Source organism: Mycolicibacterium sp. XJ879, from assembly GCF_053483935.1.
On sequence record NZ_JBEFTH010000003.1, the window covers coordinates 373,037 to 399,632 of the forward strand.

27 protein-coding genes are annotated in these 26,596 nt (G+C 67.2%); 13 read left to right on the forward strand and 14 right to left on the reverse strand.

Going from position 1 to position 26,596, the window contains the following annotated elements; genetic code table 11:
* Positions 1 to 150: 150 nt before the first annotated feature.
* Genes ABQF13_RS09075 through ABQF13_RS09090 form a run of 4 tightly spaced genes read left to right on the forward strand, consistent with a single transcriptional unit; the run spans position 151 to position 6,823 of the window.
* On the forward strand, positions 151 to 1,653 hold the full coding sequence (locus ABQF13_RS09075; RefSeq protein WP_448392392.1) for a hypothetical protein: 1,503 nt from the start codon (positions 151 to 153) through the stop codon (positions 1,651 to 1,653).
* Positions 1,646 to 3,073 (forward strand): glycosyltransferase family 2 protein, encoded by a 1,428-nt coding sequence (locus ABQF13_RS09080; protein ID WP_448392393.1) that lies wholly within the window; start codon positions 1,646 to 1,648, stop codon positions 3,071 to 3,073. Before ABQF13_RS09075 ends, ABQF13_RS09080 begins: the two co-directional genes overlap by 8 nt.
* Complete coding sequence (locus tag ABQF13_RS09085) at positions 3,070 to 5,007, forward strand: hypothetical protein (protein WP_448392394.1); 1,938 nt, start codon at positions 3,070 to 3,072, stop codon at positions 5,005 to 5,007. Before ABQF13_RS09080 ends, ABQF13_RS09085 begins: the two co-directional genes overlap by 4 nt.
* 1 nt (position 5,008) lies before the next feature.
* Entirely contained in the window at positions 5,009 to 6,823 is a 1,815-nt protein-coding gene (locus ABQF13_RS09090) for a glycosyltransferase family protein (RefSeq protein WP_448392395.1), read from the forward strand.
* Here the strand turns inward: ABQF13_RS09090 and fgd are convergent.
* Positions 6,726 to 7,736, reverse strand: coding sequence for a glucose-6-phosphate dehydrogenase (coenzyme-F420) (gene fgd / locus ABQF13_RS09095; protein ID WP_448392396.1), 1,011 nt, complete (start codon positions 7,734 to 7,736; stop codon positions 6,726 to 6,728). The two genes, ABQF13_RS09090 and fgd, sit on opposite strands and share 98 nt — an antisense overlap.
* A gap of 34 nt (positions 7,737 to 7,770) precedes the next feature.
* Here fgd and ABQF13_RS09100 point away from each other — a divergent pair, with 34 nt between their 5' ends.
* Entirely contained in the window at positions 7,771 to 8,517 is a 747-nt protein-coding gene (locus tag ABQF13_RS09100; protein ID WP_448392397.1) for an MBL fold metallo-hydrolase, read from the forward strand.
* Here the strand turns inward: ABQF13_RS09100 and ABQF13_RS09105 are convergent.
* Positions 8,510 to 8,806 (reverse strand): hypothetical protein, encoded by a 297-nt coding sequence (locus ABQF13_RS09105; RefSeq protein WP_448392398.1) that lies wholly within the window; start codon positions 8,804 to 8,806, stop codon positions 8,510 to 8,512. The genes ABQF13_RS09100 and ABQF13_RS09105 overlap by 8 nt on opposite strands.
* Complete coding sequence (locus ABQF13_RS09110; RefSeq protein ID WP_448392399.1) at positions 8,803 to 9,321, reverse strand: GNAT family N-acetyltransferase; 519 nt, start codon at positions 9,319 to 9,321, stop codon at positions 8,803 to 8,805. The genes ABQF13_RS09105 and ABQF13_RS09110 overlap by 4 nt, the downstream gene beginning before the upstream one ends.
* 82 nt (positions 9,322 to 9,403) lie before the next feature.
* Between ABQF13_RS09110 and ABQF13_RS09115 the strand changes: the two genes are divergently transcribed.
* A complete protein-coding gene (locus tag ABQF13_RS09115; protein WP_448392400.1) occupies positions 9,404 to 10,255 on the forward strand; it encodes an SDR family oxidoreductase in 852 nt (283 codons plus the stop codon).
* A gap of 88 nt (positions 10,256 to 10,343) precedes the next feature.
* Here ABQF13_RS09115 and ABQF13_RS09120 read toward each other — a convergent pair whose 3' ends face one another.
* From ABQF13_RS09120 to purT, 5 genes are read right to left on the reverse strand one after another with little or no spacing between them, the layout of a single operon-like run.
* Positions 10,344 to 10,760, reverse strand: coding sequence for a hypothetical protein (locus ABQF13_RS09120; protein ID WP_448392401.1), 417 nt, complete (start codon positions 10,758 to 10,760; stop codon positions 10,344 to 10,346).
* The gene (locus ABQF13_RS09125) at positions 10,760 to 11,980 is read right to left on the reverse strand and encodes an O-succinylhomoserine sulfhydrylase (RefSeq protein WP_448392402.1); all 1,221 of its coding nucleotides are present in this window, start codon (positions 11,978 to 11,980) and stop codon (positions 10,760 to 10,762) included. Before ABQF13_RS09125 ends, ABQF13_RS09120 begins: the two co-directional genes overlap by 1 nt.
* Entirely contained in the window at positions 11,977 to 12,390 is a 414-nt protein-coding gene (locus tag ABQF13_RS09130) for a rhodanese-like domain-containing protein (protein ID WP_448392403.1), read from the reverse strand. Before ABQF13_RS09130 ends, ABQF13_RS09125 begins: the two co-directional genes overlap by 4 nt.
* A gap of 19 nt (positions 12,391 to 12,409) precedes the next feature.
* On the reverse strand, positions 12,410 to 12,850 hold the full coding sequence (locus ABQF13_RS09135) for an Rv0361 family membrane protein (RefSeq protein ID WP_448392404.1): 441 nt from the start codon (positions 12,848 to 12,850) through the stop codon (positions 12,410 to 12,412).
* 2 nt (positions 12,851 to 12,852) lie between these two features.
* Entirely contained in the window at positions 12,853 to 14,076 is a 1,224-nt protein-coding gene (gene purT / locus ABQF13_RS09140) for a formate-dependent phosphoribosylglycinamide formyltransferase (RefSeq protein ID WP_448392405.1), read from the reverse strand.
* Between the two features lie 66 nt (positions 14,077 to 14,142).
* Between purT and ABQF13_RS09145 the strand changes: the two genes are divergently transcribed.
* From ABQF13_RS09145 to ABQF13_RS09155, 3 genes are all read left to right on the forward strand, one after another.
* A complete protein-coding gene (locus tag ABQF13_RS09145) occupies positions 14,143 to 16,167 on the forward strand; it encodes an MMPL family transporter (protein WP_448392406.1) in 2,025 nt (674 codons plus the stop codon).
* Between the two features lie 62 nt (positions 16,168 to 16,229).
* Positions 16,230 to 17,435, forward strand: a complete 1,206-nt coding sequence (locus ABQF13_RS09150; RefSeq protein ID WP_448392407.1) for a cytochrome P450 — start codon at positions 16,230 to 16,232, stop codon at positions 17,433 to 17,435.
* A complete protein-coding gene (locus ABQF13_RS09155) occupies positions 17,432 to 17,650 on the forward strand; it encodes a ferredoxin (protein ID WP_448392408.1) in 219 nt (72 codons plus the stop codon). Before ABQF13_RS09150 ends, ABQF13_RS09155 begins: the two co-directional genes overlap by 4 nt.
* 108 nt (positions 17,651 to 17,758) lie before the next feature.
* Here the strand turns inward: ABQF13_RS09155 and ABQF13_RS09160 are convergent, their stop codons facing one another.
* From ABQF13_RS09160 to ABQF13_RS09170, 3 genes are read right to left on the reverse strand one after another with little or no spacing between them, the layout of a single operon-like run.
* On the reverse strand, positions 17,759 to 18,370 hold the full coding sequence (locus tag ABQF13_RS09160; RefSeq protein ID WP_448392409.1) for a hypothetical protein: 612 nt from the start codon (positions 18,368 to 18,370) through the stop codon (positions 17,759 to 17,761).
* Positions 18,371 to 18,414: 44 nt separating this feature from the next.
* Positions 18,415 to 19,050, reverse strand: coding sequence for a PaaI family thioesterase (locus ABQF13_RS09165; RefSeq protein ID WP_448392410.1), 636 nt, complete (start codon positions 19,048 to 19,050; stop codon positions 18,415 to 18,417).
* The gene (locus ABQF13_RS09170; RefSeq protein WP_448392411.1) at positions 19,047 to 20,345 is read right to left on the reverse strand and encodes an adenylosuccinate synthase; all 1,299 of its coding nucleotides are present in this window, start codon (positions 20,343 to 20,345) and stop codon (positions 19,047 to 19,049) included. The genes ABQF13_RS09165 and ABQF13_RS09170 overlap by 4 nt, the downstream gene beginning before the upstream one ends.
* An 89-nt stretch (positions 20,346 to 20,434) precedes the next feature.
* On the opposite strand from ABQF13_RS09170, the gene ABQF13_RS09175 reads away from it, so the two are divergent.
* Positions 20,435 to 21,010 (forward strand): peptidase M50, encoded by a 576-nt coding sequence (locus tag ABQF13_RS09175; RefSeq protein WP_448392412.1) that lies wholly within the window; start codon positions 20,435 to 20,437, stop codon positions 21,008 to 21,010.
* Here ABQF13_RS09175 and ABQF13_RS09180 read toward each other — a convergent pair.
* Positions 20,961 to 22,313 carry a cytochrome P450 gene (locus ABQF13_RS09180; protein ID WP_448392413.1) on the reverse strand — a complete coding sequence of 451 codons (1,353 nt, stop codon included), beginning with the start codon at positions 22,311 to 22,313 and terminating at the stop codon, positions 20,961 to 20,963. The two genes, ABQF13_RS09175 and ABQF13_RS09180, sit on opposite strands and share 50 nt — an antisense overlap.
* Before the next feature lie 33 nt (positions 22,314 to 22,346).
* Between ABQF13_RS09180 and ABQF13_RS09185 the strand changes: the two genes are divergently transcribed.
* Positions 22,347 to 23,126: a site-2 protease family protein gene (locus ABQF13_RS09185; protein ID WP_448392414.1), complete on the forward strand. Its 780-nt coding sequence runs from the start codon at positions 22,347 to 22,349 to the stop codon at positions 23,124 to 23,126.
* A gap of 75 nt (positions 23,127 to 23,201) precedes the next feature.
* Positions 23,202 to 24,092 carry a cation diffusion facilitator family transporter gene (locus ABQF13_RS09190; protein WP_448392415.1) on the forward strand — a complete coding sequence of 297 codons (891 nt, stop codon included), beginning with the start codon at positions 23,202 to 23,204 and terminating at the stop codon, positions 24,090 to 24,092.
* On the opposite strand, the gene ABQF13_RS09195 is transcribed toward ABQF13_RS09190, so the two are convergent.
* Positions 24,089 to 24,505 (reverse strand): DUF3151 domain-containing protein, encoded by a 417-nt coding sequence (locus tag ABQF13_RS09195; RefSeq protein ID WP_448392416.1) that lies wholly within the window; start codon positions 24,503 to 24,505, stop codon positions 24,089 to 24,091. The genes ABQF13_RS09190 and ABQF13_RS09195 overlap by 4 nt on opposite strands.
* Before the next feature lie 92 nt (positions 24,506 to 24,597).
* Here ABQF13_RS09195 and ABQF13_RS09200 point away from each other — a divergent pair, with 92 nt between their 5' ends.
* Positions 24,598 to 25,446, forward strand: coding sequence for an Rv0361 family membrane protein (locus tag ABQF13_RS09200; RefSeq protein ID WP_448392417.1), 849 nt, complete (start codon positions 24,598 to 24,600; stop codon positions 25,444 to 25,446).
* Between the two features lie 44 nt (positions 25,447 to 25,490).
* Here the strand turns inward: ABQF13_RS09200 and ABQF13_RS09205 are convergent, their stop codons facing one another.
* A complete protein-coding gene (locus ABQF13_RS09205; RefSeq protein WP_448392418.1) occupies positions 25,491 to 26,504 on the reverse strand; it encodes an alcohol dehydrogenase catalytic domain-containing protein in 1,014 nt (337 codons plus the stop codon).
* Positions 26,505 to 26,596 lie beyond the last annotated feature (92 nt).

Here is a 26,596-nt window from a genome sequence, read left to right on the forward strand (position 1 = left end):
ACGATCGAATTTGCGTTGGCGTTATAAATTGACGTACCGACACGTCAGCACTACTAACCATCTGGTAAATTACTTGCGAGCGCAAAGCTAGCAAACTCCTTGCAATGGCGCGGGAGTGTTTCGGTAGGCCCCCTGCCCGTTGCGAGGACCATGACTGACACTGCAGTTCCGCCCGATCTCAGGACACAACCGTCCACCTTGAGCGTGGTGCTCACGCAGCGGCCGGTCAGTACTGTCCCGCGTCGGCGTGCATCGGTCGCAGACCTGCCGTTCTCCGCACGGCTCGGCATCGCCGCCACACTCGGCCTGGTCGGCTACTTCGGGGTGTTCGGCCAGGCTGTCGCCGATGCCGCGGCCGGCTCGCGCACGGTCATTCTGGCGATCACCCCGCTTCTCATGGTGCTGATCGCGACCGGCTACCGCCGCCCGTCACGTGGCGTCGGCGATTCGGAGTCCGACTGGATCATCGCCGCATTCGTGGGAATCTCGTGCTTCACGGCGATCCATTTGCTGAGCGAACGCATGTCGACGCTGTCCTCGCTCTGGCGCCTACAGTCCTTGGGCTTCGTCGTATGGTTCGCCTGCCTGCTGGTGATTCTGTTCGGCGCCCGCCATGTGGTGCACATGTGGAAGCTATGGGTGTTCGCGGTCTGCTGCGCAACACCACTGCCTTTCTTGCTGGCCACGGCCGCACTCGGCGGCTCCGACGATGCCGCGGCCCTGCTGGCCGCCGGTGTGGGTGCCGTCGCGGTGTTCCTCGCGTCAGAAGCCGCCGGGTTACGGCACCGGCTGATCGCGACCGCGGGCTGCTTCGTTTTGGCCGCCGTCGTTGTGACGTTCCTCGAGGCGTATATCGGCCTACTCACCGCGGTCGTCATCGGTGCGGGCGCCCTCCCGGTGCTGAGCGCTGTCATGTTGCACCGCATGACACGGTCGATGAGCGACGAACCGCAGCCCTCCGACGCGCGTCTCCCGCGCCTCTCGCCGGTATCGCTGGCCGCGCTCACGGTCATCGCGATCGTGCTGGCCGTCGTGAACTTTTCCTCCTCCCGTCAGGCCGACGCGCCGTCGGTCCCGGCTGATTGGACCGCACACGCCGGTCTCACCGCGCCGGAGGCGTTCCCGTTCATCACCCGATCCCTCGGCGCGGACGCGACCCTGCTGCGCTACGCGCTACCCGGAAGCGCGGCGATGCCTGCGGCCGCAGTCGATGTAATGACCAGCCCCAGCCGCGCGGCGCAGGACGATTTCGCGGGCGCGGTGTGGTACCCGAGCGCCAGCCCAGTGGAATACCGGCCTGCTCCGCCGTCGGCCGGACTTCCGGAAGGCGCCAGGATCGTGCACACCAACGCCGATGCAGCGATGTACGGCAGTGATCAGCACTGGTACGCCGTCACCTGGAACTGGCACGCCGGCAGTGAATACCAAACCGTCACGGTGATCGTCAGCCAGTCCTTCGACGGGCGCGACATGCCTCCGGACCCCGCACCGCTGTCCCTGTTGGACACCTCGGTCAAACCGGCGCTGTGGACCACACGACAGCAACCCCATGTCGACGGTGAGGTGGACCAATCGGTTCTCAGCCGCGCCGACCACCTGACGCGTGGTCTCGTCAAGTCGGCCGAGGCCACCGGGGCACCGACCAGTGACTAAAGCCCTCATCCCGGCGCACCTGCCGGCCCACTTCTCGGCACGTACCGCGCTGAACCGTAAGTCGCTCCTGCGGTTCGGCGCGCTGGCCGCAATTGTGGTAGGCACCGTCATCGCGGCGCCACACGTTGTCGCGCCACTGTTGACAGGTATCGTCGCCCTGTTCTACCTGGCTGCGACCATCGACCGGAACTACCTGCTGTTCAAAGGACTTCGCGAATCGGCGATGGTGCGGGTGACCCGCGAGGAAGCGTTGGCACTGTCCGACGACGAACTCCCGGTCTATACGGTCCTGCTACCTGTTTACGACGAACCGTCGATCGTGACGAACCTGATCAACGGAGTCGGCAAGCTCGACTACCCGCGTGACAAGCTGGAAGTGCTGCTGTTGGTCGAAGAGGACGACGTCGCCACCCAGGCGGCGCTGATCGGCGCCGAACTCGAATCTGTGCGGGTTGTCCTGGTTCCGCACAGCCTGCCGAAGACCAAACCGAAAGCCTGCAATTACGGGATGTCGCTGCCGGATCTACGCGGCGAAATGGTGACGATCTATGACGCCGAGGACATCCCCGAGCCGTTGCAGTTGCGCCGCGCCGTGGCCGCATTCCGCCGGCTGCCCGACGAAATCGGGTGCCTGCAAGCAAGACTCGGCTACTTCAACGAAAAGCAGAACCTGCTCACGCGGTGGTTCTCCCTGGAGTACGACCAGTGGTTCGGCGTCATCCTGCCCGCCGTCGAGAAAGCCCGTTGCGTGGTCCCCCTCGGCGGTACCTCAAACCACATGTCGACCGCCACCTGGCGGGAGATCGGCGGATGGGACGAGTACAACGTCACCGAGGACGCCGACCTCGGTGTGCGACTGGCGCGGCATGGCTACCGCACCATGATCCTGGACTCGATCACGTTGGAAGAGGCCAACTCCGACGTGGTGAACTGGATCAGGCAACGGTCCCGCTGGTACAAGGGTTACCTGCAGACCATGCTCGTGCATCTGCGCAACCCCTCGGGACTGCGGCGCGAGATCGGAACAAAGGCAATACTCCGACTGCTCAACATGACCGGTGGAGTGCCGTTGACCGCAGTCTGCAACCTGGTGTTCTGGTTCACGTTACTGGTCTGGGTGTTGGGACGCCCTCACTTCATCGCGATGGTCTTTCCGCCGACGACCTACTACATCTGCTTGACGCTGTTCCTCATCGGTGCTCCGTTGTCGATCTACTCCGGGCTGGTCGTCACCAAAGAACTCGGCAAACCCCATCTGTGGCCGGCCGCACTTCTGACACCGGTGTATTGGCTGCTTCAGGCGGTTGCCGCCGTAAAAGCCATCTACCAGTTGCTGTTCCGACCGTTCTTCTGGGAGAAGACAGTTCACGGGCTGACAGCTCCGCATATTTCACCGCCATCCGCTGGAGGTTCTCAGTGACCGCAATCGTCCGGACGGTGGGCGTCGCCCTCGTCGTCGTCGCGGCCCTATGGGCGCAAGTCATGCAGCCCGAGCTGCCACGTGCCTCAGCGGATCCACGGGACTCTGGTATTCCCGGCTCCAACGTGACGCCGCCGATCGTCTGGCCGGAGTTGGGGCTTCCGGACCGCTTGGAGCTGATCGGGTCGAACCAGTCGACCAGCGTTTCGATTCCGGTGCCGTCGGGCGTGACACCGACGACGCTGACCGGTCAAGTCGGATCGGTGGTCAACGTCGTCGAGGGCCGGATCGAAGTTTCCGACGGACGCGGCGTCGTGCTCGGCACGATCCCCGTGCCAGCCGATATGGCCACCGTACCGTTCAAAGTCGACATCTCACGCGCCGAGATCAACGACGGGCAGGCTCAACTCAGTTTCGTGCTGCGCGACAAGACCGTCGCCGTCGACAGCTGTACACAACGGCCCTCGCTGGCGTTGAGCCAGCTGGCAGCGGCGTTCTCCGGCCCCACTCCGGCACCCCGCACCGTCGCGGATTTTCTGCCCGGCTACCTCGACCAGGTCCTCATCCGCGTTGGTTCGGCACCAACGGAAAGCCAACAGCAGGCCGCGCTGGATCTGGTCGCTGAACTGACCCATCTGTACCGGCCGATGCCCGTGCGGATCGAGGTGGACAGTTCCGACGGCGCGGTGTCGCCGGCGAGCAGCACAGCGCGGCGGGTGATCGACATTCGCGACGGCGCAACTGCGGCGCTGAAGGTCGAGAACGCCGGCACACAGGATGCGGCGTTGGCGATCACCGGCACCGGTCAAGAGCTGGTGCAGCAGGTCGACCTGTTCGCCGACCGACGCTTCAGTCTGGCCCAGTCACCCTCGGCCGCAACGCTTTCAGCGCTGGAGGACCGCAGCCAGGCCACCAACATAAAGACGTTCGCGCAGCTCGGCATGGCCGGCGAGGCGTCGGTGCTGGGAACCAGCACGCTGTACGCCGGCTTCGACGTCAGCAAGTTCGCTCTCGGGCCGATCAGCCACGCGAAGGTGCACGTCAAAGCCAAGTACACACCCGTGGTCGGCGGCGAGGCATCGATCCTGATCCGCTCCGGCTCCACCGTGCTGGCCACCCATGTTCTCGACGAATCCGGCGTGCTGGACGTCATCGGTGACATACCTCCCGAGTCGATCACCTCAACGATCGGTATCGCTATGGAGCTGCGGTACAGCCCCCGTCAGGAATGCGCACCGTTGAACGATCGTATGACCTTCGCGCTGGACCCACAGTCGACGGTGACCGTCACACCCGGCACCCACAACCGTGGCGGGTTTCCGGTTCTGCCCATGGCGTTCACACCGGACTTCGATGTGGCCATCGACAACCCGGAGCATCTGACCTACGCCGCGCAAGCGATCAACCTGATGGGACAGCAGACGACGGTGGCGCTGCGTCCCAAACTCACGTCGTTCGCGGAAGCCGCCTCTGCCGGCACGGGCCTGTTGGCGGTGACCGAAGGTAGCGAAATGGCAAACGCTGGAATGAATCCACCGATCCAGCCGGGTGCAGCGAACACCGTCAACGTCAACGCGAGCCCAGATACCGAGCTGGATCTGGGCGGTCCGCTGGGCGTCGTACAGGCGTTCACTCACAACGGCCGTACCGTGCTGGCGATATCAGGCCGCGGTGACTGGTCTCTCGTCGCAGACGCGTTCAACTACATCCGCGGCCTCGAGAACCGCTGGGCATCGCTGTCCGGTGACGTCGTTGCCACCGGCGCCGAGCGGCAGACCGTCAACCTCACCGTGCGCGAAGGCGGCGGGCTGATCAACGAATATCCCGGGGACCACTGGAAGTGGTGGGCATGGGCGTCGATCGCCGCCGGTGTCGCGATCGTGATCGCAGCGGCTGTGCTGTTGGTTATCCGCCGGCGACGCGGTACCCAGTGAGGTGGTAACCGTACGGCCTTCGATTGCCGGCGACGCAGGGTCAGTCGCCAGCGACCCCGCGCCCGCCACTGAACCTCGGCGCGTCTGGGGCGTCGGCCTGTTCGTTGCGCTGTCCATCCTGTACTTCGCCGTCGGGGCCGTACTCGTGTTGCAGTTCAACATGTTCGATCCGGATGCACCGAGCCGTGTCGCCAATGCCGGATACGTGGTGATGAGCCGCCATCCGCATCTGTCGGCCATCGGCTTCGTCTGGAATCCGCTGCCGAGCATGGTTCAGATACCGATGCTTCCGCTCAGCCAGTGGTGGCCCGAACTGAAGACCCACGGACTGGCCGGCGTTATGCAGAGCGCGTTGTTCATGGCGGCCGCGGCTGTGCTGATACGGCGTATCGCGCTGGACCGCGGCGTGGGTAAGGCCTGGCGTTGGTTGGCCGTCGGATGCTTCGCGCTGCAGCCGATGATCATCATCTACGGGGCATCCGGGATGAGCGAAGCGGCCCATATATTTTGCCTCCTGTGGTGCGTGCGCCACCTCCTGCAGTGGGTGCGTTTTGAGCGGGTGGGCGATTTGGCCTGGGCCGGCATCGCTTTGGGCCTCGGTTACCTCTGTCGCTATGAAACGGTCCCCGCCGCCTGCGGTGCGGCGCTACTCGTCGGGGCCTTCGCATTCCACGCCGCACATCGATCGCAACGAGTCAACAACGCCATTCTCTGTGTCATCATCGTGCTCTTCCCGCTGGCTACAGCCTTCATCGTCTGGGCACTGACCAGCTGGGTGGTTTCAGGTGAACTGTTCGCGACGTTGTCATCGCAGTACGGCAACGACAGTCAGGTCAGCGCTGCAGCGGAGCGGGGCGGCCCGCTTGGCGAGGCCGCGTCCAGCGACTGGGTGGTGATCGCCGCACGATTGCTCGGGATGCAGCCGTTCGTCGTGTTGGCTGTGGCGGTCGCCGTCGCACACAGCGTGCTGCGCCGGAGAGCCGACGCGCTGGTGCCGGTCGCCGTGCTCGGACCCGTTCTGGCATTCGCCGTGTGGGGCCAGTACACGTCGTCCACATTCGGCTGGTTCCGGTTCTACCTGTTGGCCGTCCCGCTGGTGATCTGTGTAGCGCTGGCATTGTGGGAGCCTGGTTCAACTGGCAAAGACGTTCGGGGGCTTGCCGATAATGTGGCGGCTCGCGCGGGTGCGGTGCTGCTGAGCGTCTCACTGATGATCGGGATTCCGGTGACCCTCGCCGCGATGGCCGACGAACGGATCGGCAATCAACAACTTCAGTTCGGTCTGCGGTCCCTAGTCGACCCGGAGCGGTATCCGCCTGAGGAACAGTGGTACCGACGGCTGATGGTCAACGACCGTGCGCTGGCCGACTACTTCGACCGCAAGCGGCTGCCCGACGGCGCGGTGTTGATGGACACGTTCAACACCTGGGGTGTCTGGTTGGCGTCGGACCGGCCACGCCAATTCGTGATCACCAGCGATTACGACTTCGCCGCGGCGCTGAACCGGCCGTGGGACTTCGGCGTGCGGTACATCGTGGCGAGCAATCCGAACATCAGCAACGCCGATGCCCTGAACCTGCGCTATCCGACGCTATGGCAGGACGGCGCCGGGCTCGGCACGCTGGTGCATTCGGTATACGGCGCGACGGGCGACGAACGGTTCCGGATCTACCGCACGACCGGGCGGCCGGCGACCGCCAAGCCGACCGCGGATCAGATCAGCCAAGCCGGCGCAACCGGGGCTCCAGGTCCTTCTGAAACAGCTCCAGGAACCGGCGCTGATCGTGCCCCGGCGCGTGGAACACCAGGTGGTTGAGCCCCCACTTCACGTACTGGCCGACCTTTTCGACGGCTTCGTCCGGATCTGACGCGACAATCCAGCGTTTGGCCACCTGTTCGATCGGCAGCGCGTCGGCGGCCTTCTCCATCTCGATCGGGTCGTCGATGCTGTGCTTCTGCTCGGCGGTCAGCGACAGCGGCGCCCAGAACCGGGTGTTCTTCAACGCCAGGTCCGGGTCCGGGTCATAGGAGATCTTGATCTCGATCATCCGGTCGATGTCGTCGGCGTTGCGGTCGGCCTTCTCGGCGCCTTCTTTGACCGCGGGGATGAGCTTGTCCTGGTACAGCTCCGCACCCTTACCTGACGTGCAGATGAACCCGTCGCCCGCGCGGCCGGCGTACTTGGCCACCACCGGGCCGCCCGCGGCGATGTAGACCGGTATGCCGCCGTCGGGCACGTCGTAGATCGACGCCCCCTTGGTGTGGTAATACTCGCCGTCGAAGTCCACCCGGTCGCCGAGCCACAGCTCACGCATCAGCCGCACGGATTCCCGCAGCCGGGCGAAGCGCTCCTTGAACTCCGGCCAGTCGCCCTCGTAGCCGGTGGCGATCTCGTTGAGCGCCTCCCCGGTGCCCACCCCGAGGAAGATCCGGTCCGGGTACAGGCAGCCCATGGTGGCGAACGCCTGCGCGATGACGGCCGGGTTGTAGCGGAAGGTCGGCGTCAGCACCGACGTGCCCAGCACGATGCGCTTGGTGCGTTCACCGACCGCCGTCATCCAGGACAGCGAGAACGGCGCGTGGCCGCCCTCGTGCCGCCAGGGCTGGAAGTGATCGCTGACCGTCGCGCTGTCCATGCCGTGTGCTTCTGCCTCGACGCCCAATTCGACGAGTTCACGCGGGGCGAACTGCTCCGCCGACGCCTTGTATCCGAGTTTGAGTTCAGCCACGTCTCAGTTCTACTCCACTATCTAGACTCGCGGGATGGCACCGGTCCTGACCGCCGTCACCGACACCGTCCATTTCGCCCATACCGAGCTCGTCAACTGGACGCTAGTCACCGACGGTGATGGTGTGCTGCTGATCGACGCCGGTTTCCCCGGCAGCCGCGACGAAGTGCTGGCGTCGCTGCGCCAACTGGGCTTCGGCGTCGAGCACCTGCGGGCGATCCTGCTCACGCACGCCCACGTCGACCATTTCGGTTCGGCCATCTGGTTCTCCAAAATCCATGGCACACCGGTATATTCGCATGCCGCCGAGGTGGGCCACGCCAAACGCGAGTACCTGGAGCAGGCATCGCCGGTCGACATCGCCAAGCACATCTGGCACCCGCGTTATCTGGCGTGGACGGTGGCGATCACCCGCAAGGGTGCACTGACCCGCGAAGGTATACCGGCGGCCCAACCGCTCACCGACGACGTCGCCGCGGCGCTGCCCGGCCAGCCGGTTGCGGTTGCCACCCCTGGCCACACCGGCGGGCACTGCTCCTATCTGGTGGACGGTGTGCTGATCAGCGGTGACGCGCTGGTCACCGGGCACCCGCTGGCACCGCGCGGCGGGCCGCAGCTGCTGCCCACGCTGTTCAACCACGACCAAGACGGCTGCGTGCGCAGCCTGGGCGCATTGGCGAGGCTCGACGCCGAGGTGCTGCTGCCAGGACACGGACCGGTGTGGCGCGGATCAGTCCGGCAGGCCGCCGAAACCGCCAGGCGCGGGGCGACTCTCAAATGAGGCTCTGGTAACCCAGCAGGAAGATCGCGGTCAGGCACAGCCCGCACCCCACCACGACGGCTGGCATCAGGATCATGCTGTCGAGTTCTTCGTCGTCGAGCACGTCATCCTCGAACCGGCCGAACAGCACGCGCGCCACCCCGGTCCGGCGGAACAACCGGACCATCCCGCGCACCGACCTGGTGTTTCGCCTCCGGCCGATGAACACCCGCGACGCGAGCCCGAGCGCAAACGTTCCGGCGGCAGCCAACAGGATCAGCCAGCCGACGGTCGTCTGCGTCAACGTCACATGTCCACTTCCCTGTCGGCCTCGATTGCCACGGTTTGCCCGTTGAGAGCCTTGGCAAACGCGACAGGAAACACCTCACCGTCTGACGGCAACGGTTCGTCCAGGGGAATGTATCCGGTTGCCAGATAAAGCGCTTCAGCCTCGGGTTGGCGGTCTCCGGTCATCAGGTACACCCGCCGATAGCCGCGCGCGGCGATCTCGGCCTCCAGCGCGGCCAGCAGCGCCCTCGCGTGACCCTGACGCCGAAACCGGCTGTCGGTCCAGATGCGCTTGAGTTCTGCGGTGTTCTCGTCGAAGCGGCAGAACCCGCCGCCGGTGACCGGCTGATCGCCGAGCATCCCGATCAGCAGCCCGCCGCTAGGCGGGGCGAAAGCGTGCGGCGGCACCGAACGCAGCCATTTCATGACGCGTTCCTCGCTGCCGCCGTACCGGCCGGCGTACTCCTTGGCCAACTCGGCGAGCAGCGGCGCAGCCAGCGGGTCGTCCTGAGTGACCGGTACGAAGCGAAGGTGCATCACTTCCATGTCTACCGCGAGGAGCGCAGGCCTATTCCGGCACGCTTCCCCGATGAACTTGACACGTGTAAAGTTTGGCCGCATGGACAACATCAGGGGCAAGACCATCGCGATCACCGGCGCTGCCCGCGGCATCGGCTACGCGACCGCGAAGGCGCTGCTCGAGCACGGCGCGCGGGTGGTGATCGGCGACCGTGACGTGGCCTTTCAGGAGTCGGCCGTCGCTCAGCTCACCAAGCTCGGGCCGGTGTCGGGGTATCCGCTCGACGTCACCGACCGCGAGTCGTTCACGACGTTTCTGGACAAGGCGCGCACCGACGGTGGCGGCCACATCGACGTGCTCATCAACAACGCGGGCGTGATGCCGATCGGCCCGTTCCTCGAGCAATCCGAGCAGTCCATCCGGTCCTCGATCGAGGTGAACCTCTACGGCGTCATCGCGGGCTGCCAGCTGGTGCTGCCGGGCATGATCGCGCGCCGCAGCGGACACGTCATCAACATCGCCTCGCTGTCGGGCCTCATCCCGGTGCCGGGCCAGGTGGTGTACGTGGGCGCCAAGTTCGGCGTGGTGGGGCTGTCGGCCGCGCTGGCCGACGAGATAGCGCCGCACGGTGTCGACGTCTCCGTGATCATGCCGCCGTTCACCAAAACCGAGCTGATCTCGGGCACCAAGAGCAGCGGAGCCATCAAGCCGGTGGAGCCCGAAGACATCGCCGCGGCCGTGGTCAAGACACTGCAGAAGCCGAAAACCCATGTCTCCGTTCCGCCTCCGCTGCGGTTCACCGCGCAGGCCGCGCAGCTGCTCGGCCCGCGCGCACGCCGTTGGCTGAACAACAAGCTGGGCCTGGACCGGGTGTTCCTGGAATTCGACGCCACCGCGCGCCAGGGCTACGAGCAGCGCGCGCAGGACGCCCAGGGCGTAGTGGAGGACTAGCCGTTACCGGCAGCCCCGCGAGCGCACAGCCTGGTACGGAAAGCGAGGGAAAAAGCGTACGAGGATGAGCTCTCACGCCGCCTTCACGCTAAGGGGTGAAGCTCGGTACCTGATCGCCGGCGCGGTATGCCTCGATCACGTCGAGGCACTCGAACAGCTCCTCGAAGCCGAACTGGTAGTCCTCGCCGGTACCGACGAACACCACGTGGACGATGTCGGCGTTGTCGGCTGCGGTCAGCACGATCGTCGTCGCGTCGACGGTGTCGTCGTCGCCGACGTCGGCCTGTGAGGGCGCATAGAACCACAGCGCCGACTCGTCGTCGGAGGCGTCGTCGTCGAAGACCCAGCCGCGCTCGGTGATGCGTTGGTCCAACTCCTCGAGCACCGCGGCGATTTCGATGTCGTCGGACATCGCGGCCATGACGGAGTCCGGCACCCAGCGGGCGTCGCGCGCGGCCCGCCGCTTGCGCCGCCGTGCCTTCTTCTCATTCGACCGCCGCGACACTAACTCAACGCCTCGTCGATGTCGGCGATCAGATCCTCAGTGTTTTCCAGCCCCACCGAGATTCGCACCACCCCGTCGCCGAGTCCGATCGCCGCCCTGCCCTCCGGGCCCATCGCGCGGTGGGTGGTGGTGGACGGATGGGTGACCAGCGACTTGGCGTCGCCCAGGTTGTTGGAGATGTCGATGAGTCGCAGCTTGTCAAGCACTTCGAAGGCGCGCTGCTTTGTGCCGCTTCCCAGCTCGAACGTGATCACCGTGCCGCCGCCAGTCATCTGGCGCTTGGCCAGGTCGTACTGCGGATGCGATTCCAGGAACGGGTACCGCACCCAGCTGACGGCAGGATGGTTCTCCAAGAACTCCGCGATGCGCTGCGCCGACGCGTTCTGATATTCCACCCGAAGCGCCAACGTCTCCAAACCTTTCAGCAGCGTCCACGCATTGAATGCGCTGATCGCCGGGCCGGTGTGGCGCATCAGTTTTTGCACCGGTTCGTCGATGTAGTCCTTGTCGCCCAGAATCGCCCCGCCGAGCACGCGACCCTGCCCGTCGATGTGCTTGGTGCCCGAATACACCACGACGTCGACACCGAGCGGAAAGCCTTGCTGCAGAATCGGGGTGGCGAATACGTTGTCCAGCACCACTTTTGCACCCGCGTCGTGGGCGAGCTCGCACACCGCGGCAATGTCGACCAGCGACTGCATCGGGTTCGACGGCGTCTCGAAGAACACGGCCGCGGTCGGCACTGATAGCGCCTGTTCCCACTGGGACAGATCCTCGCCGTCGACGAAAACCGTTTCCACACCCCACCGGGGCAGGATCTCGTCGCACACCACAAAGCACGAACCGAACAGGCTGCGCGCGGCGACCAAGCGGTCACCGGCGCCGAGCAACGCGCCCAGCGACGTGAACACCGCCGCCATCCCGGTGGCCGTAGCAAAGCAGGCGGACGCGCCTTCGATCAGGCGCAGCCGCTCCTCGAACATCGAGATGGTCGGGTTGCCGTAGCGCGAGTACACGTAGCGGTCGACCTCGCCGGTGAACGCCTTTTCGGCCTCGGCGGCCGATGCATAGACGTATCCCGACGTGAGGTACATCGCCTCAGCGGTCTCCTCGAACTGCGACCGCAGCAGCCCGCCGCGCGCACCGATGGTGGCCTGCCCGACACCGTCGGGCAGTTCGGCGGGCCGCCGCACCGACGGCACTTCGGGGTCGTCGCTCATGACTGCTTCCACGGCAGGCCGACGGCCTTCCACCCGCTTCCCCCGCGGTGCCAGCGCTCGTCGAGGTGGCCTTCGAACCCGTCGAGCACGTTGTAGGCGGGCGCGATACCGGCCGCGGTGGCGGCCTCCGCGGCGCCGATCGAGCGGTTACCCGAGCGGCACAAGAACACCACCGGCCGCTCGGCGTTGTCACCGATCTGGTCGACGAGGTCCTCGACGAACGCCTCGTTGTGCGTACCGTCGGAGCGGTTCCATTCGATGAACACGACATCGCGCCGCAGCGGGCCCAGATCCGGAACGCCGACGAAACGCCATTCGGCTTCGGTGCGACAATCCACGAGCACTGCCTCCGGGACGTCGGTCAGCAGCGTCCAAGCCTCCTGCGGCGTGATGTCTCCGGCATAGTTCACGGACCGAAGTCTCCCATAGCTACCTGGGACCGGCCGAACAGACCTTCCATGCCCCGTCTTCGCGGACAAAGCTGATGGGAACAGTGGTTTTGGCGTCCGGCGCCTTGTCGAAGTGGTAGGTCACCTCGGCGCTGGCACGCTCACCGTCGACCTCGACGTCGGTGACGTCGTCGACGAACCGCTCGCCGCGCGACTCGACCGAATCCTGTTGACCGGCAAGCATGTCGGCTTCGGTGCCGCGTTCGGCGGCACACGTGTGGGAACGGAAGTCGGCGTAGCTCTCCCGCTGCAGCGCGTCGTTCTGCGCGATCACCGCGCGGGCGACCTGCTGCTCGGCGGACGGTTCGCCGTCGCCCAACAGATTGAACATCACGATGCCGACGCCGACGAGCGCCACGACGGCCAGCGCAGCCAGAAACGGCCCCATCGTCGGCCGGTCCGCCTGATTCGGCTCGGACATGGCTACCAGAGCCCGCGCAGCGCCGCCGTGACGCGCCTCGCGCGGTCGCGGGCCACGATCGGGTCGGCCGCGGTCGCGATCGCCACCCCCAACCGGCGCGGCGTCTCGCCGTCGTCGGGCCGGTTGAACAACCGCACGTCGCTTTCGGCCACGGTCAGCGCATCGGCGAGCACGGCCTGCGGGTCCACCCCCGCCCCGGTGGTGGATTCGGCACCGGCGTAGGCCACTTCGGCGGCGGCCGGAGAGATCATGATGGTGTCCACCGGCAGGCCGAGGATCGCACGCGCGTGCAGTTCGAACTCCGAAAGCCGTTGGGAGCGCAGAGTTACCAAACCACTGTCGTGCAGACGCGGCTGCACGCTGTCGAAGTACACCTCGTCGCCGCGCACCAGCAGCTCGACACCGAACACGCCGCGCCCGCCCAGCGAGTTCACAATGCGCGCGGCGATCGACTTGGCGACATCCAGCGCGGCCGACGGCATCGGCTGCGGCTGCCAGCATTCCAGCACGCCGCCGTCGACCTGGCGGTGACCGATCGGCTCGCAGAAATGCACCGTCGGCCCCGTCGGTCCGGTGGTCCGCACGGTCAGCAGCGTGACCTCGAAGTCGACGTCGACGACCGTCTCGGCCATCACCCGGTTGTGCGGGATCCGGCCCGCGACGACGGCGCGCTGCCACGCCGGCTCGACGTCCTCGACCCGCAGCAGCACGGACTCCCCCTCACCCGGCGCCGCCGAGACGGGCTTGACCACCAGCGGAAAGCCGGCGTGTTGGGCCACCGCGGTCAACTCCTCGGCCGAACCGGCGAACCAGAACGGCGCGGTGGGCAGGCCCAGTTCGTCGGCGGCCAGCCGGCGCAGACCCTCCCGGTCCAGTGACAGCCGGGTGCTGCGCGGGGTCGGGAACACCTCGACCTCGCCCCGTTCGGCGACCGCGATCAACGCATCGGCGGCGATCAACCCGGCCTCGGCCACGATGTAGCGCGGCGCTTCCTTCTCGATCAGCGCGGTCAGCGCGTCGGCGTCGGTCATCTGGGCGACGACCGACCGCTTGGCCACCGCGTGTGCGGGCGCGTCGGCGTAGCGGTCCACCGCGATGACATCGGCGCCCAGCCCCTGAAAAGCCAGTGCCAGCTCGCGGCTCAGCTCGCCGGCACCGAGCAGCATCACCGTCGAGTTCGCCGATTTCGGCTCTGGGGGTGTGTCCGGTTCGGTCGTGTCACTCATCGCGCCGTCCAGCCTGCCAGATACTGGGCCAGCGGGAGCATGGGCATCTCTGAAATATTGGAGGACATGTCGCGACCCGTGTCCTGGGTATTGGCAGTGCTCGTGGTCGCCCTCTCCGGCGTCCTGATGGCGCTGATCGGCAGCGACGATTCCAGTGACCGGTCGCCGGTTCCGGTGCCCGACTCCGCCGAGTCCGCCCGCGTCGACGAGCTGCGCGCGCAGTTCCCCGGAGGCGACGCCGCTCCCGCGATCATCGTCGTCACCCGTACCGACGGCGCGTTGCTGAGCCCGGCCGACATCGACGCCGTCAACCAGAAGTGGCCCGCACAGGTCTCCGCCGACGGCCAGGCCGCGCTGGCGGCGGTGCCGCTGGACTCGGAGCTGTCGGGCTTCGAGCTCAACGACGCGGTCAAGCAGCTGCGCGAGCAGGCCGCGGCGGGGCTACCGCCGGATCTGCGCACCGAGGTCACGGGCGGCCCGGCGTTCGGCGCCGATATCGCCAACTCGTTCTCGGGCGCCAACATCACGCTGCTGGCGGTGACGGCCACCGTCGTGGCGGTGCTGCTGATCATCACGTACCGCTCCCCCGTGCTGTGGCTGGTGCCGTTGGCGGTGATCGGGTTCGCCGACCGGGTGGCCGCGGTGCTGGGCACCGCCGTGGCTCAGGCCGTCGGCATGACGCCGGACGGGTCGACGTCGGGCATCACCAGCGTGCTGGTGTTCGGCGCGGGCACCAACTACGCGTTGCTGCTGATCTCGCGCTACCGAGAGGAGTTGGGCCGCAAGGAGAACCACCGCGAGGGGTTGGGCACCGCGGTGCGTCGGGCCGGGCCGGCCATCTTGGCGAGCAACGCGACGGTGGTGCTGGCGTTACTGACGCTGATCTTCGCCTCCTCACCGAGTGTGCGCAGCCTCGGGGTGCAGGCGGCGGCCGGGTTGATCGTCGCTGCGGTGTACGTGCTATTGGTGCTGCCGCCGCTGCTGGCGTTGTTCGGCAGGCGGTTGTTCTGGCCGTTCATTCCGCAGATGGGCGCCAAACCCCTGACCGACAGCGGGATCTGGCACCGCATCGCCGAATCGGTGGCCCGCCGTCCCGGCCCGGTCGCTGCGGTGTCGATCGCGGGGCTGGCGCTGTTGTGCATCGGGGTGTGGAACACGCCGGTCGGCCTGTCTCAGACTGAACAATTCCGGGTGCAGGCCGAGTCCGTCACCGGATACGAACGGCTCTCCGAGCATTTTCCCAGCGGCCTGACCGACCCGACGCACGTGGTCGCGCCGACCGATCGGGCGGCCGACGTCGAACGCGCGATCACCGAGACGCCCGGCGTGGTGTCGGCGACGCCGGCGGGCCAAAGCCCGACCGGGCTCACCCAGTGGTCGGTGGTGCTCGACGCGGAACCGGCGTCCGACGAGGCGTTCACCATCGTCGACGAGCTGCGCGCCTCGGTCAGCGCGGTCGACGACGACGCGTTGGTTGGCGGATCGGATGCCACCGCGCGCGACGCCAGCGCCGCCGCGGGGCACGACCGGGCGGTTGTGGTGCCGGCGATTCTGGTCGTGGTGCTGGCTGTGCTGTATGTGCTGCTGCGGTCGGCGTTGGCGCCGCTGGTGCTGGTGGCGGTGACGGTGCTCAGCGCGCTGGCCGCGCTGGGTCTGGGCGGCTGGGCCAGCGTGCACATCTTCGGCTTCCCGGCGCTGGACAACACCGCGCCGCTGTTCGCGTTCCTGTTCCTGGTGGCGCTGGGCGTGGACTACACCATCTTCTTGGTCACCCGTGCGCGTGAGGAGACACCCGAGCACGGCACCCGCAACGGCATCGTGCGTGCGGTATCGGCGACCGGCGCTGTCATCACCAGCGCCGGCATCGTGCTCGCGGCGGTGTTCTGCGTGCTGGGCGTGCTGCCGCTGATCGTGTTGACCCAGGTGGGCATCATCGTCGGGCTCGGCATCCTGTTGGACACGTTCCTGGTGCGCACGGTGATCATCCCTGCGTTGTTCACGCTGATCGGCCCGCGCATCTGGTGGCCGGCCCCGTGGGTCAGGGAGTCGGGCGCCCACTCTCCCGCCGAAAGGGACGATTTGCACGGTTAGCGCGAGTAAAAACGACCAAAGCGTCGGTCCCGGCGCGAGCGCTCGCCGGTACCGTCGAAAGCATGACCGAATCCGTTGCGGCGCCGCCGCTGCACATGCGGCGCGACGGGTTCAACCCGACGCCAGCGCTGCGGGAGATCCGCGAGCGCCTCGGGGTGTCCACGTCGACCAACTCGTTCGGCATGCAGGTCTACCTGGTGACCCGCCATGACGACATCAAGGCCGTGCTGTCGGATCACGAACGGTTCTCCAACGTCCGTCCACCCGGTTTCGTGCTGCCCGGCGCGCCAACGCTTTCCGAGGAAGAGTTGGCCAGGGCCCGCTCCGGAAACCTGCTGGGCCTCGACCCGCCCGAACACCAGCGGCTGCGCCGCATGCTCACCCCGGAGTTCACCATCAGGCGGATGAAGCGGCTGGAACCGCGCATCACCCAAATCGTCGACGAGCACCTCGACGCGATGGCCGGCGCCGGTCCGCCCGTCGACCTGGTCGAAGCCTTCGCGCTGCCGATTCCGTCGCTGGCGATCTGCGAACTGCTGGGGGTGCCCTACGAAGACCGCGCGGAGTTCCAGCAGCGCAGCGCGCGTCAACTCGACCTGTCCGCGCCCGTTGCCGAGCGGCTGGACATGCAGCGGCAGGGCCGCGCCTACATGGGCTCGCTGGTCGAGCGCGCCCGCACCGAGCCCGGCGACGACATCCTTGGCATGCTGGTCCGCGAGCACGGCGCCGACCTCACCGACGACGAGCTCATCGGCGTGGCCGGCCTGCTGCTGCTCGCGGGACACGAGACCACGTCGAACATGTTGGGGCTGGGCACATTGGCGCTGCTGCGCCACCCCGACCAGTTGGCCGCAGTGCGTGACGACCCGGACGCCGTGGGACCCGCGGTGGAGGAGCTGATGCGGTGGTTGTCGATCGTGCACAGCGCGATTCCGCGTTACACCACCACCGACGTCGAAGTGGCCGGGGTAAAGATCCCGGCGGGCGAACTCGTGTTCGTCTCATTGCCGTCGGGCAACCGCGATCCGGACTTCATCGACGCGCCCGACCTGTTCGACATCCGGCGCGGCGCGATCGGGCATCTCGGGTTCGGCCACGGTGTGCACCACTGTCTCGGCGCGCCGCTGGCCCGAATGGAGATGCGCATCGCGTTTCCCGCACTGCTGCGCAGGTTTCCGACGTTGGAGCTGGCCGAGGATTTCGACGATGTACCGTTCCGGTCGTTTCACTTCATCTACGGTCTGAAATCGTTGAAGGTGAAATGGTGAAAGTTCAAGCTGACCGCAATGTGTGCATCCAAGCGGGAAACTGTGTGATGGTGGCCGACGCGGTGTTCGATCAGGACGACGACGGCATCGTGGTGGTCCTTGTCGACACGGACGGCGGAGACGTCCAAACCGGCGAGGTGCCCGAGGAACAGGTGCACAACGTGCAGGAAGCGGTCAAGCTCTGCCCCTCACAGGCGTTGCGGCTGATCGACTAGTCGTCCTGCTCCAAGCACAGCCCGCGGTTGCTGGCGGGCCACGCCCAGCTGCGCCATCCGTCGTCAGCCTTTTGCACCGAGCCCACGATCATATTCAGCGCTCGTGGCTTACGGCTGATGATCGAGGTCGATCACGCCGGCCCGGACCAGCAGCAAAATACTGACCACCAGCACCCACAGCGGGAACGCCAGCACCAGCCACATGCTGACGTCGGCGGCGATCAGAAGCCCGACGGCCACCAGGTAGGTGGCCACGACAAGCCAGCGGGGCATCAGCCCGGTCCGCAGCCAGATGGTAGCCAGCGAGATCATGAACACCGCAGCCATCCGCAGTCCGTAGGTGGTGCTGAGGACTTCGAGCATGGCCTGGCCGAACGCCGCTACCTCGTCGCGCGCGGTCACGTCGGCCTGACCAGCCCGGCTGGCGACCAGGCCCGCACCCACCGCCGACGACGCGAAGATCATCGCCAAGAACAGCAGACCGCTGCCGATGAACACCGTCGCAAAGAACTTGTCCTCGTAGCGGCCGAAGCCGTCACGGATGACACCGATGAACCACAGAAACGCGATGCCGGCGAACGGCATCAGGATCGCCGAGGCCCGCAGTTGGCCGCTCGCGCCCGCGATCCACTGCGATCCGGGTTCAGCCCCGTCGGGCAGAGCGGTGCGGATCAGCACGAGTGCAGTACCGAAGAGCAGCGCGAACAGCACCCCGGCCACCGCAGCCGCCCTCGGTGTCGAAAGCCGGTGTGGTCGCGGCGAGTTCACGGTTGTCCGGGCAGCAGCAGAATCATCAGCCCGTTGGCTTCGGCGAGCAGGTTCGCGTCCGGGTCTCGCAGTTCGGCGTTGACGAACGCCTTGCGGCCCTCGGCTTTTCGCATCCACCCCCGCGCCGTCAACGGCGTGTCGATGGGGGTCACCTTGCGGTAGTCCACGTGCAAGAACGCGGTGCGGCTGATCGGCCGGCCGACGGCGTGGATGACCATGCCGAACACCGAGTCGAACAGCAACGGCAGCACGCCCCCGTGAACCGCGGAGTTACCGCCCACCGAGAACCGGCTGAACTGCACGGTGAGCTCGACACCCTCGGGGCTCATAGTGACATCCCGGTACGGCGGCATCAGCAGGCTGCCGGCGCCGGGCAGATCCGGCACCCGGTTGGCCGGCCCGACGCCTTCGGGTGCTTCGAAAGGTTCGAGCAGCTTGACGAGTTCCTCGGTGCGGTCGGCGGCCAAGTCCCATGTGTCACCGTCGGGATCGGCGGAGACAGCCAAATCCTGCAGGCGGCGCATCGCGGTCAGGAACCGGCCGAACCCCGGCCCTGGCTGCGCGGGCTCGAAATCGGGGAAGCCGCCATGCTTGTCGTAGTCGGGGTCGATCAGATGCGGATCTTGGCTCACGAACGGGCCGCCAGGACGTCACGGCGCACGATGGTCTGTTCGCGGCCAGGGCCCACCCCGATACACGAAACATACGCTCCTGCAAGCTCTTGCACCCGCAACACGTAGTCGCGTGCTTTGGCGGGCAGATCGTCGAACTCACGGGCCCCGGAGATGTCTTCCCACCAACCTGGCAGTTCCTCGTAGATCGGTTCGGCGCGAGCGATGTCGGACTGGGTCATCGGCATGTCGGTGAGGCGTTTACCGTCCACTCGGTAACCCACGCACACCGGCACGGTCTCCAGGCTGGACAGCACGTCGAGTTTGGTCAGGAAGTAGTCGGTGATTCCGTTGACGCGGGTGGCGTAGCGGGCAATCACCGCGTCGAACCATCCGCAGCGGCGCTGCCGTCCCGTCGTCACACCGACCTCACCGCCCGCCTTCGAAAGGTATTCGCCCTTCTCGTCGAACAACTCGGTCGGGAACGGGCCCGAGCCCACCCGCGTGGTGTACGCCTTGAGGATCCCCAGCACCGTGGTGATGCGGGTGGGGCCGATACCGGATCCGACCGCTGCACCACCAGCCGTCGGATTCGACGACGTCACATAGGGATACGTGCCGTGGTCGACGTCGAGCAGGGTGCCCTGCGAGCCTTCCAGCAGAACCGTCTCGCCGTCTTCCAGCGCGGTGTTGAGCAGGTAGCGGGTGTCGGCGATGCGTTGTTCGAACCCTTCGGCCTGCTCCAGCAGGGTCTCGACCACCTCGTCGGCGTCGACCGCTTTGCGGTTGTAGACCTTCACCAGCACCTGGTTTTTGAACTCCAGTGCGGCTTCGATCTTTTCGGCGAGCAAGACGGGATCGCGGACGTCGGCGACGCGAATTCCGATGCGGGCGATCTTGTCCTGGTAGCACGGGCCGATACCTCGGCCGGTGGTGCCGATCTTCTTGCTGCCCGCATAGCGTTCCACGACCTTGTCGATCGCGACGTGATACGGCATCAGCAGGTGGGCGTCGGCCGAGATGAGTAGCCGTTCGGTGTCGATGCCGCGGTCTTCGAGCCCCTTGAGCTCGGTGAGCAGTACACCCGGGTCGACGACGACGCCGTTTCCGATGACGTTGGTAACGCCGGGCGTGAGGATGCCCGAGGGGATCAAGTGAAGGGCAAAGTTCTCGCCGGTGGGCAGCACGACGGTATGGCCGGCGTTGTTGCCGCCCTGGTAGCGCACCACCCACTGGACACGCCCACCGAGTAGATCGGTGGCTTTTCCTTTGCCCTCGTCGCCCCACTGGGCGCCGATGAGCACGATTGCCGGCATGGCTCGGTCCTCGCAGTTCGCCGCTACTCTTGCATCAACACTTTGCAGCCGGTGAGCTACCTTATCCCAGCCCCATGTGAGGAGCCGCGTTGAGCGCCGCTGACATCGTGGTGTTGTCGTTCGGCGACCGCAGACTGCCCCGCCCGCTGCGTGGTTTGCCCGTCGTCGACAGCCCCGAGGTCGCCTGTCGTCGGATGATCGTCGTGGGGTCGGATGCCGACCTGGCCGGCGTGCTGACCCGGCTACTGCGCACCGACCGGCTCGACGTCGAGGTCGCGCACGTACGACGTCCATGGCAGGTGCGCCGGGCGCTGCACGGCGCCGCCACGCGGGTGCCGTTGATCCGCGACGAAACCGGCACCGTGGTCGTCGGCGCCGCGGAATGGCGCGGCGACCCGGCCGGTAAGCCCCTTCTTGGTGAGGCCGTCGTCGACGACACCGTGCTGTTCGACGGCGAGACCCCCGGGGTCCGCGTCGAACCCACGTCGACGTTGCCGGGGCTGCGCGCGGCGGTACTGCGCAGGGGTCGGTTGCGCTGGGTTACCGGCCGCGCCGCCCAGTTGGGCACGACGGGCGCCACCGTGCTGCGCGACGGGGTGCCGGCCGCCCGCCCGGTCAGGCGTTCGACGTTCTACCGGCACACCGAGGGCTGGTTGCGGGTATGAACCGCACCATCGTGCCGTCGCGTGGCACAACGACCGGCGCGGCCCGCAGTGGCGCGGCCTCTTGCCGGGAGCTGACCGGTTCCAGATGGCCCTCACGCAGGATGGTGTGAAGCGTGGTGGTCAGCTCGCACATCGAGAAGCTGGCGCCGATACACCGTTTGAGACCGCCGCCGAACGGGATCCAGGCATAGGGGTGCGGTCGGCTGCCGATGAACCGCTCGGGCCGGAACTCGTCGGGCTCGGGGTAGGTGCTGGGATCGCGATTCACGACATCGAGCAGCAGCACGATGCGCGTTCCCGGGTCGAGGAGGTAGTCGCCCAGCCGGTAGGGGCCGGTGGTCATCCGGCCGGTGATCGGCGCGGCCGGCCACAGCCGCAACGTTTCGGAGATGGCGGCCTCGGTGTACTCGGTGTCGCCGGACCGGGCTTCTTCGCGCACCCGTGCCAACGTGTCCGGGTGGTGCAGCAGCAGGTCGATCAGCCAAGCCAGGGTCGTCGCGGTGGTTTCGTGACCCGCGAGCATCAAGGTGATGAGGTCGGCTCGAATCTCGTCCTCGGACAGCCGGTCCCCGTCGTCGGTGCGGGCGTGCGCGAGGATGCTGAGAATGTCCGTTCGGTCGGCGGAGCAAGGATCGGAGCGCCGTTCGGCGATCAGCGGCATTACCAGCTCGTCGATCCTGCGGTTGACGTCGGACAGCTTGCCCCACCGGCGCAGCGCTCCCACCCGGCGCAGCGCGTATCGCACCGGTGTCTCCTCGGCCAGCGCCAAGTCGAGCAGCTGCTCGAACGGCTTGCCGAACCGCGCCACCGATTCCGGATCCTGGACCCCGAAGATGACCTGCACGATGACATCCAGGGTGAGTTCACGCGCCGCTTTCAGCATGCGCATCGGCCGCCCGACCGGCCAGGTCGCCATCGCCGACCGCGTCGCCGCCTCGATGATCGGCACGTAGCTGTCCAGCATCTGGCCGTGCAGCGGCGGGGTCAGCAACCGGCGCCTGCGCAGGTGCTCGGGCTCCTCTTGGACGAACATCGATCGTGGGCCGTAGATGGCCGCCGCCGGCCCCACCCCTTCGCCGCCCAGCAGGACGTCGGACTTCTCGGTGAACACCTGCTTGGCCAGCGTCGCATCGCCGACGGCGACCACCTTTCCGAAGCCCAGCACCGGGAGTTCCACCACCGGGCCGCAACGCCGCACCAGCTGGTGCACGAGCTGCTGGCCGCCCACCCCGTATGCCGCGGCGTACACGCCCCCGAACACCGCGCTGAACGGTTTCGGTGCAGGCAGGCTCGGTGGTCGCATACCCGACTGTCTCACAGCGGTAGGTTTCGAGCCGTGACTATCCGTCCGCTGAACCAGTCGGTGCGGCCCAGCCCGGTCTTCCTGGCCATCGTCGCGCTGACGGCGGCCGGCGGCGCACTGGCATGGGCGGCCGCCGACGCGCCGGACGTGCTGGCCTACGTCGGGGTGTTCATCTTCGTCATCGCCGGCTGGGTGGTGACGCTGTGCCTGCACGAGTTCGCCCACGCCTTCACGGCGTGGCGCTTCGGCGACCACGACGTCCCCCTCCGCGGCTACCTGACGCTGAACCCGTTCAAGTACTCCAACCCGCTGCTGTCGATCGGGCTGCCGATCCTGATCATCGCGATCGGCGGCATCGGCCTACCCGGCGGAGCCGTGTGGGTGCGTACGTCGTTCATGACCAACCGCCAGAAGACTCTGGTCAGCCTCGGCGGCCCAGCCGTCAACCTGGCCTTCGCGGTGCTGCTGCTGAGCCTGACCGCGGTCATGCGCGACGCGCAGCGCTCGGTGTTCTGGTCCGGCGTGGCGTTCCTGGGCTTCTTGCAGGTCACCGCGTTCGTGCTCAACATGCTGCCGATCCCCGGCCTCGACGGTTACGGCGCCCTGGAACCGCACCTGAGCCCGGAAACCCAGCGGGCCCTGCAACCCGTCAAGCAGTGGGGCTTCTTCATCCTGCTGATCCTGCTGCTGGCCCCCGGGCTCAACCAGTGGTTCTGGGACATCGTGCTGTGGATCTTCGACATCTCCGGCGTGCCTCGACAGCTCGTGGGTACCGGCAACGCGCTGACTCGGTTCTGGTCCGCCTGGCTCTAGATCCTGCGGGGCGGCGAAAGGCCCCGCGCAAGCCGCCGCCTTGAATATATGCGTATTTATGCATATCTTGCTGGCATGGGTGTCGGACACGCGCACGGATCGGTTGATGCCCGCGTATCGCGGATGGTCATCGCGGCGGCGATCCTCACCGCATTCTTCGTGCTGGAGCTCACGACCGCGCTGCTGATCAACTCGATCGCGCTGCTCGCCGACGCCGGCCACATGCTCACCGACCTGGTGGCGATGTTCATGGGCCTGACCGCGGTGCTACTGGCCCGCCGCGGCAGCACCTCTCCCGCCCGCACCTACGGGTGGCACCGCGCCGAGGTGTTCACCGCCGTCGCCAATGCGGTGCTGCTGGTCGGGGTGGCGGCGTTCATCCTCTACGAGGCGGTCGAACGGCTCGGCGACGCGCCCGACGTGCCCGGCGTACCGATGATCGTCGTTGCGCTGGCCGGGTTGGCCGCCAACGCGGTCGTCGTGCTGCTGTTGCGGTCGCACTCCGAGAGCAGCCTGGCCGTCAAGGGCGCCTACATGGAAGTCCTCGCCGACACCGTGGGCAGCGTGGGCGTGCTGATCGCCGGCATCGTCACGGTCACCACGAACTGGCCCTACGCCGACGTGGTGGTCGCCGTCTTCGTTGCGTTGTGGGTGCTGCCGCGGGCGTTCTCGCTGGCCCGCGCCGCCCTGCGAATCCTCTCGGAATCTTCACCGACCCACATCGACGTCGACGAGCTGCGCACCGCGCTGTGCGAGGTCGAGGGCGTCACCGAAGTGCACGACCTGCATGTGTGGACCTTGGTGCCCGGCAAGGACATGGTCACCGCGCACCTGACGAGCACGCGAGACTCCGCGCAGGTACTCGATGACGCGCGTGCGGTGTTGACGGCCCGCGGTTTGGACCACTCAACGGTTCAGGTGGAGCCGCCAGGCGACGCCGCGGACTGCCGGTGTGAGGCCGACTAAGCCAGCCCGAACGCCGAGCGTGCTTCGGGATCGCAGTCGTCGAGCAGGTCAAGACAGCGCTGATACTCGTCGGCCTCGCCGATCGTGTCGGCGGCGCGGGCCAGCGCCGCGACACACCGTAGGAACCCGCGGTTGGGTTCGTGGCTGTAGGGCACCGGCCCGTAACCCTTCCAGCCATTGCGGCGCAACTGATCCAGCCCGCGGTGGTAGCCGGTGCGGGCGTACGCGTAGGCGGTGACGGCCTGATCATCGGCCAGCGCGGTCTCCGCCAGTGCCGCCCACGCAACCGACGCCGTCGGATGCGCAGCCGCCACGATGGCGGGGTTCTCGGCGTCCGCCAACTCCGCTTCCGCGGCGCTGTCAGCGGGAAGTAGTACCGGATCCGGTCCGAGGAGATCACCCATCCGCGTCATGGCCCCATTGTGCCGTGCGTCGGGCAAAGCAGAGATCCGGCCGGATGATTAAGCTTCCGGCCGTAGCGTCGTAAGGGAGGAATGCAGCACGGATGCCGAACCCATCAGGGCCTGACCAGCCAGATGACGAGGTCGACGAGGCCGCCGTCGACGACGCCGACCGCGTAGATTCCACCGAATCCGGCGACGTCGCGCGCCACGATTCCGACGCCGCCACCGAGGTGCTGCCGCCGCCGGATCCCGATCACGAACCGGCCACCGAGGTGATCTCGCAGGCCGAGGCCAACACCGAGCAGGCCCCGGTGAGCCAACCGGGCGAGCGCCGGTTCACCGCGCCGTCGGGTTTCGACGCCGGCTCTACCCAGCAGATCGACACCCCGCACGATCCAGCCACCGAGGTGTTCTCGCCGCCGCCGGGTGCGCCACCACCGCAGAAACCCGTTGCACCGCAGGTGATTCCGCCTCGCGGCGAGGAGCCCAAGGCGCCGCCGCAGAACCGTCGCAGCTGGGGCTGGGTGATCGCGGTGGTCCTGGTGATCGCGGCGCTGGTAGCCGTCGCGATCCTCGGCACGGTGTTGCTGACGCGCGGTTCGGAGTCGAAGGTGTCGCAGCAGGACCAGGTGCGCTCGACGATCCAGAACTTCGACATCGCGATCCAGAACGGCGATCTGGCCACCCTGCGCAGCATCACCTGCGGCGCCACCCGCGACAGCTACGTCAAGTACAACGACCAGGCGTGGGCCGAGACCCACGCCCGCGTCGCGGCGGCCAAGCAGTACCCGGTGGTGGCCAGCATCGACGAGGTGGTGGTCAACGGCGACCACGCCGAGGCCAACGTCACCACGTTCATGGCGTTCGCCCCGCAGACCCGCTCGACCCGCAGTTTCGACCTGCAGTTCCGCGACGACCAGTGGAAGATCTGCCAGGCGCCGCAAGCGTGATTCGGCGCGCTCATGGACGCTGAGCGGGCGTAGGCGCGCCCAAATCACATGGTGAGGACCACGCGGTAGCGTGCGCGGCCGGCCGCCATCGCGGCGTACGCATCGGCGGCCTCGGCCAGCGGCCGCTCCTCGATCCAGGCCCGCACCCCCGTCTGTACGGCGAAGCGCATGGTCTCCTCCACATCGCGCGACGTGCCCGAAGGGTGCCCGGTCACGCGACGCCCGGCCATGATCAACTCCCCCGGAGTGATCGGCAACGGATCGGGTGACACGCCGACGACCACCAGATCGCCCTCGGGGCCGAGACCGCCGACGGCCTGGCCGATCGCCGCCGAGTTCGCTGCGGTCGCCAACACCACGGACGCGCCACCGAGCGCCTGAAGCGCCGCCGCGACGTCCTCGGCGGTGGAATCGACGTAGTGGTGTGCACCGAGGGTGCGCGCGTCGTCGGCTTTGTCGGCACCGCGGGCGACCGCGACCGTTTCGAAGCCCATCGCCCTGGCCCACTGCACCCCGAGATGTCCGAGCCCGCCGACGCCGACCACGGCGACGAGGTCGCCGGGCCGGGCCGCGGTGCGTCGCAGCGCGTTGAAGGTGGTGACGCCGGCGCAGCCCATCGGGCCTGCCTCGGCGAAGGACAACTCATCCGGGATGCGCGCCAACGCGGTCACCGGTACGACGGCCGACTCGGCATAGCCGCCCGGATAGTGCCAGCTCGGCACCTGCATCCGCACGCACTGCAGGAACTGACCTTTGCGGCACGGCACGCATCTGTTGCAGTTGCCGCCGAACCAGCCGACCACGACCCGGTCACCGACCGCGAATGTGTCGACGCCGTCGCCGAGTTCGGCGATCGTGCCGCTGAGTTCGTGCCCCGGCGTGACCGGCCATGTCATCCCCGGGAACCCGCCGTTGACGATGCCGTGGTCGGTGCCGCACACCCCGCACGCCGCGACGGCGATGCGCACGTGGTCGCGCGGCGGTGACGTCGTCTCGACGTCGCTGAGCACCAGGGGCGCACCGGCGGATTCCACAAGGACGGCTCTGTGCGTCGGCATATTCGAAGATTAGTGGCGCCGACGCGCCGGCGCCCGCCGACGACGTTTTCCTGGATCGGCGCGAGCGACGGTATCTTGGGGCGTTGTGACCA

Coding starts and splice junctions, on each gene's coding strand:
- purT (WP_448392405.1), bottom strand. CDS start 14,076: ATGAGTGACACGACCGAACCGGACACACCCCCAGAGCCGAAATCGGCG.
- ABQF13_RS09180 (WP_448392413.1), bottom strand. CDS start 22,313: ATGCGACCACCGAGCCTGCCTGCACCGAAACCGTTCAGCGCGGTGTTC.
- ABQF13_RS09115 (WP_448392400.1), top strand. CDS start 9,404: ATGGACAACATCAGGGGCAAGACCATCGCGATCACCGGCGCTGCCCGC.
- ABQF13_RS09075 (WP_448392392.1), top strand. CDS start 151: ATGACTGACACTGCAGTTCCGCCCGATCTCAGGACACAACCGTCCACC.
- ABQF13_RS09145 (WP_448392406.1), top strand. CDS start 14,143: ATGTCGCGACCCGTGTCCTGGGTATTGGCAGTGCTCGTGGTCGCCCTC.
- ABQF13_RS09100 (WP_448392397.1), top strand. CDS start 7,771: ATGGCACCGGTCCTGACCGCCGTCACCGACACCGTCCATTTCGCCCAT.
- ABQF13_RS09195 (WP_448392416.1), bottom strand. CDS start 24,505: ATGACGCGGATGGGTGATCTCCTCGGACCGGATCCGGTACTACTTCCC.
- ABQF13_RS09205 (WP_448392418.1), bottom strand. CDS start 26,504: ATGCCGACGCACAGAGCCGTCCTTGTGGAATCCGCCGGTGCGCCCCTG.
- ABQF13_RS09150 (WP_448392407.1), top strand. CDS start 16,230: ATGACCGAATCCGTTGCGGCGCCGCCGCTGCACATGCGGCGCGACGGG.
- ABQF13_RS09190 (WP_448392415.1), top strand. CDS start 23,202: ATGGGTGTCGGACACGCGCACGGATCGGTTGATGCCCGCGTATCGCGG.
- ABQF13_RS09135 (WP_448392404.1), bottom strand. CDS start 12,850: ATGTCCGAGCCGAATCAGGCGGACCGGCCGACGATGGGGCCGTTTCTG.
- ABQF13_RS09170 (WP_448392411.1), bottom strand. CDS start 20,345: ATGCCGGCAATCGTGCTCATCGGCGCCCAGTGGGGCGACGAGGGCAAA.
- ABQF13_RS09110 (WP_448392399.1), bottom strand. CDS start 9,321: ATGCACCTTCGCTTCGTACCGGTCACTCAGGACGACCCGCTGGCTGCG.
- ABQF13_RS09125 (WP_448392402.1), bottom strand. CDS start 11,980: ATGAGCGACGACCCCGAAGTGCCGTCGGTGCGGCGGCCCGCCGAACTG.
- ABQF13_RS09200 (WP_448392417.1), top strand. CDS start 24,598: ATGCCGAACCCATCAGGGCCTGACCAGCCAGATGACGAGGTCGACGAG.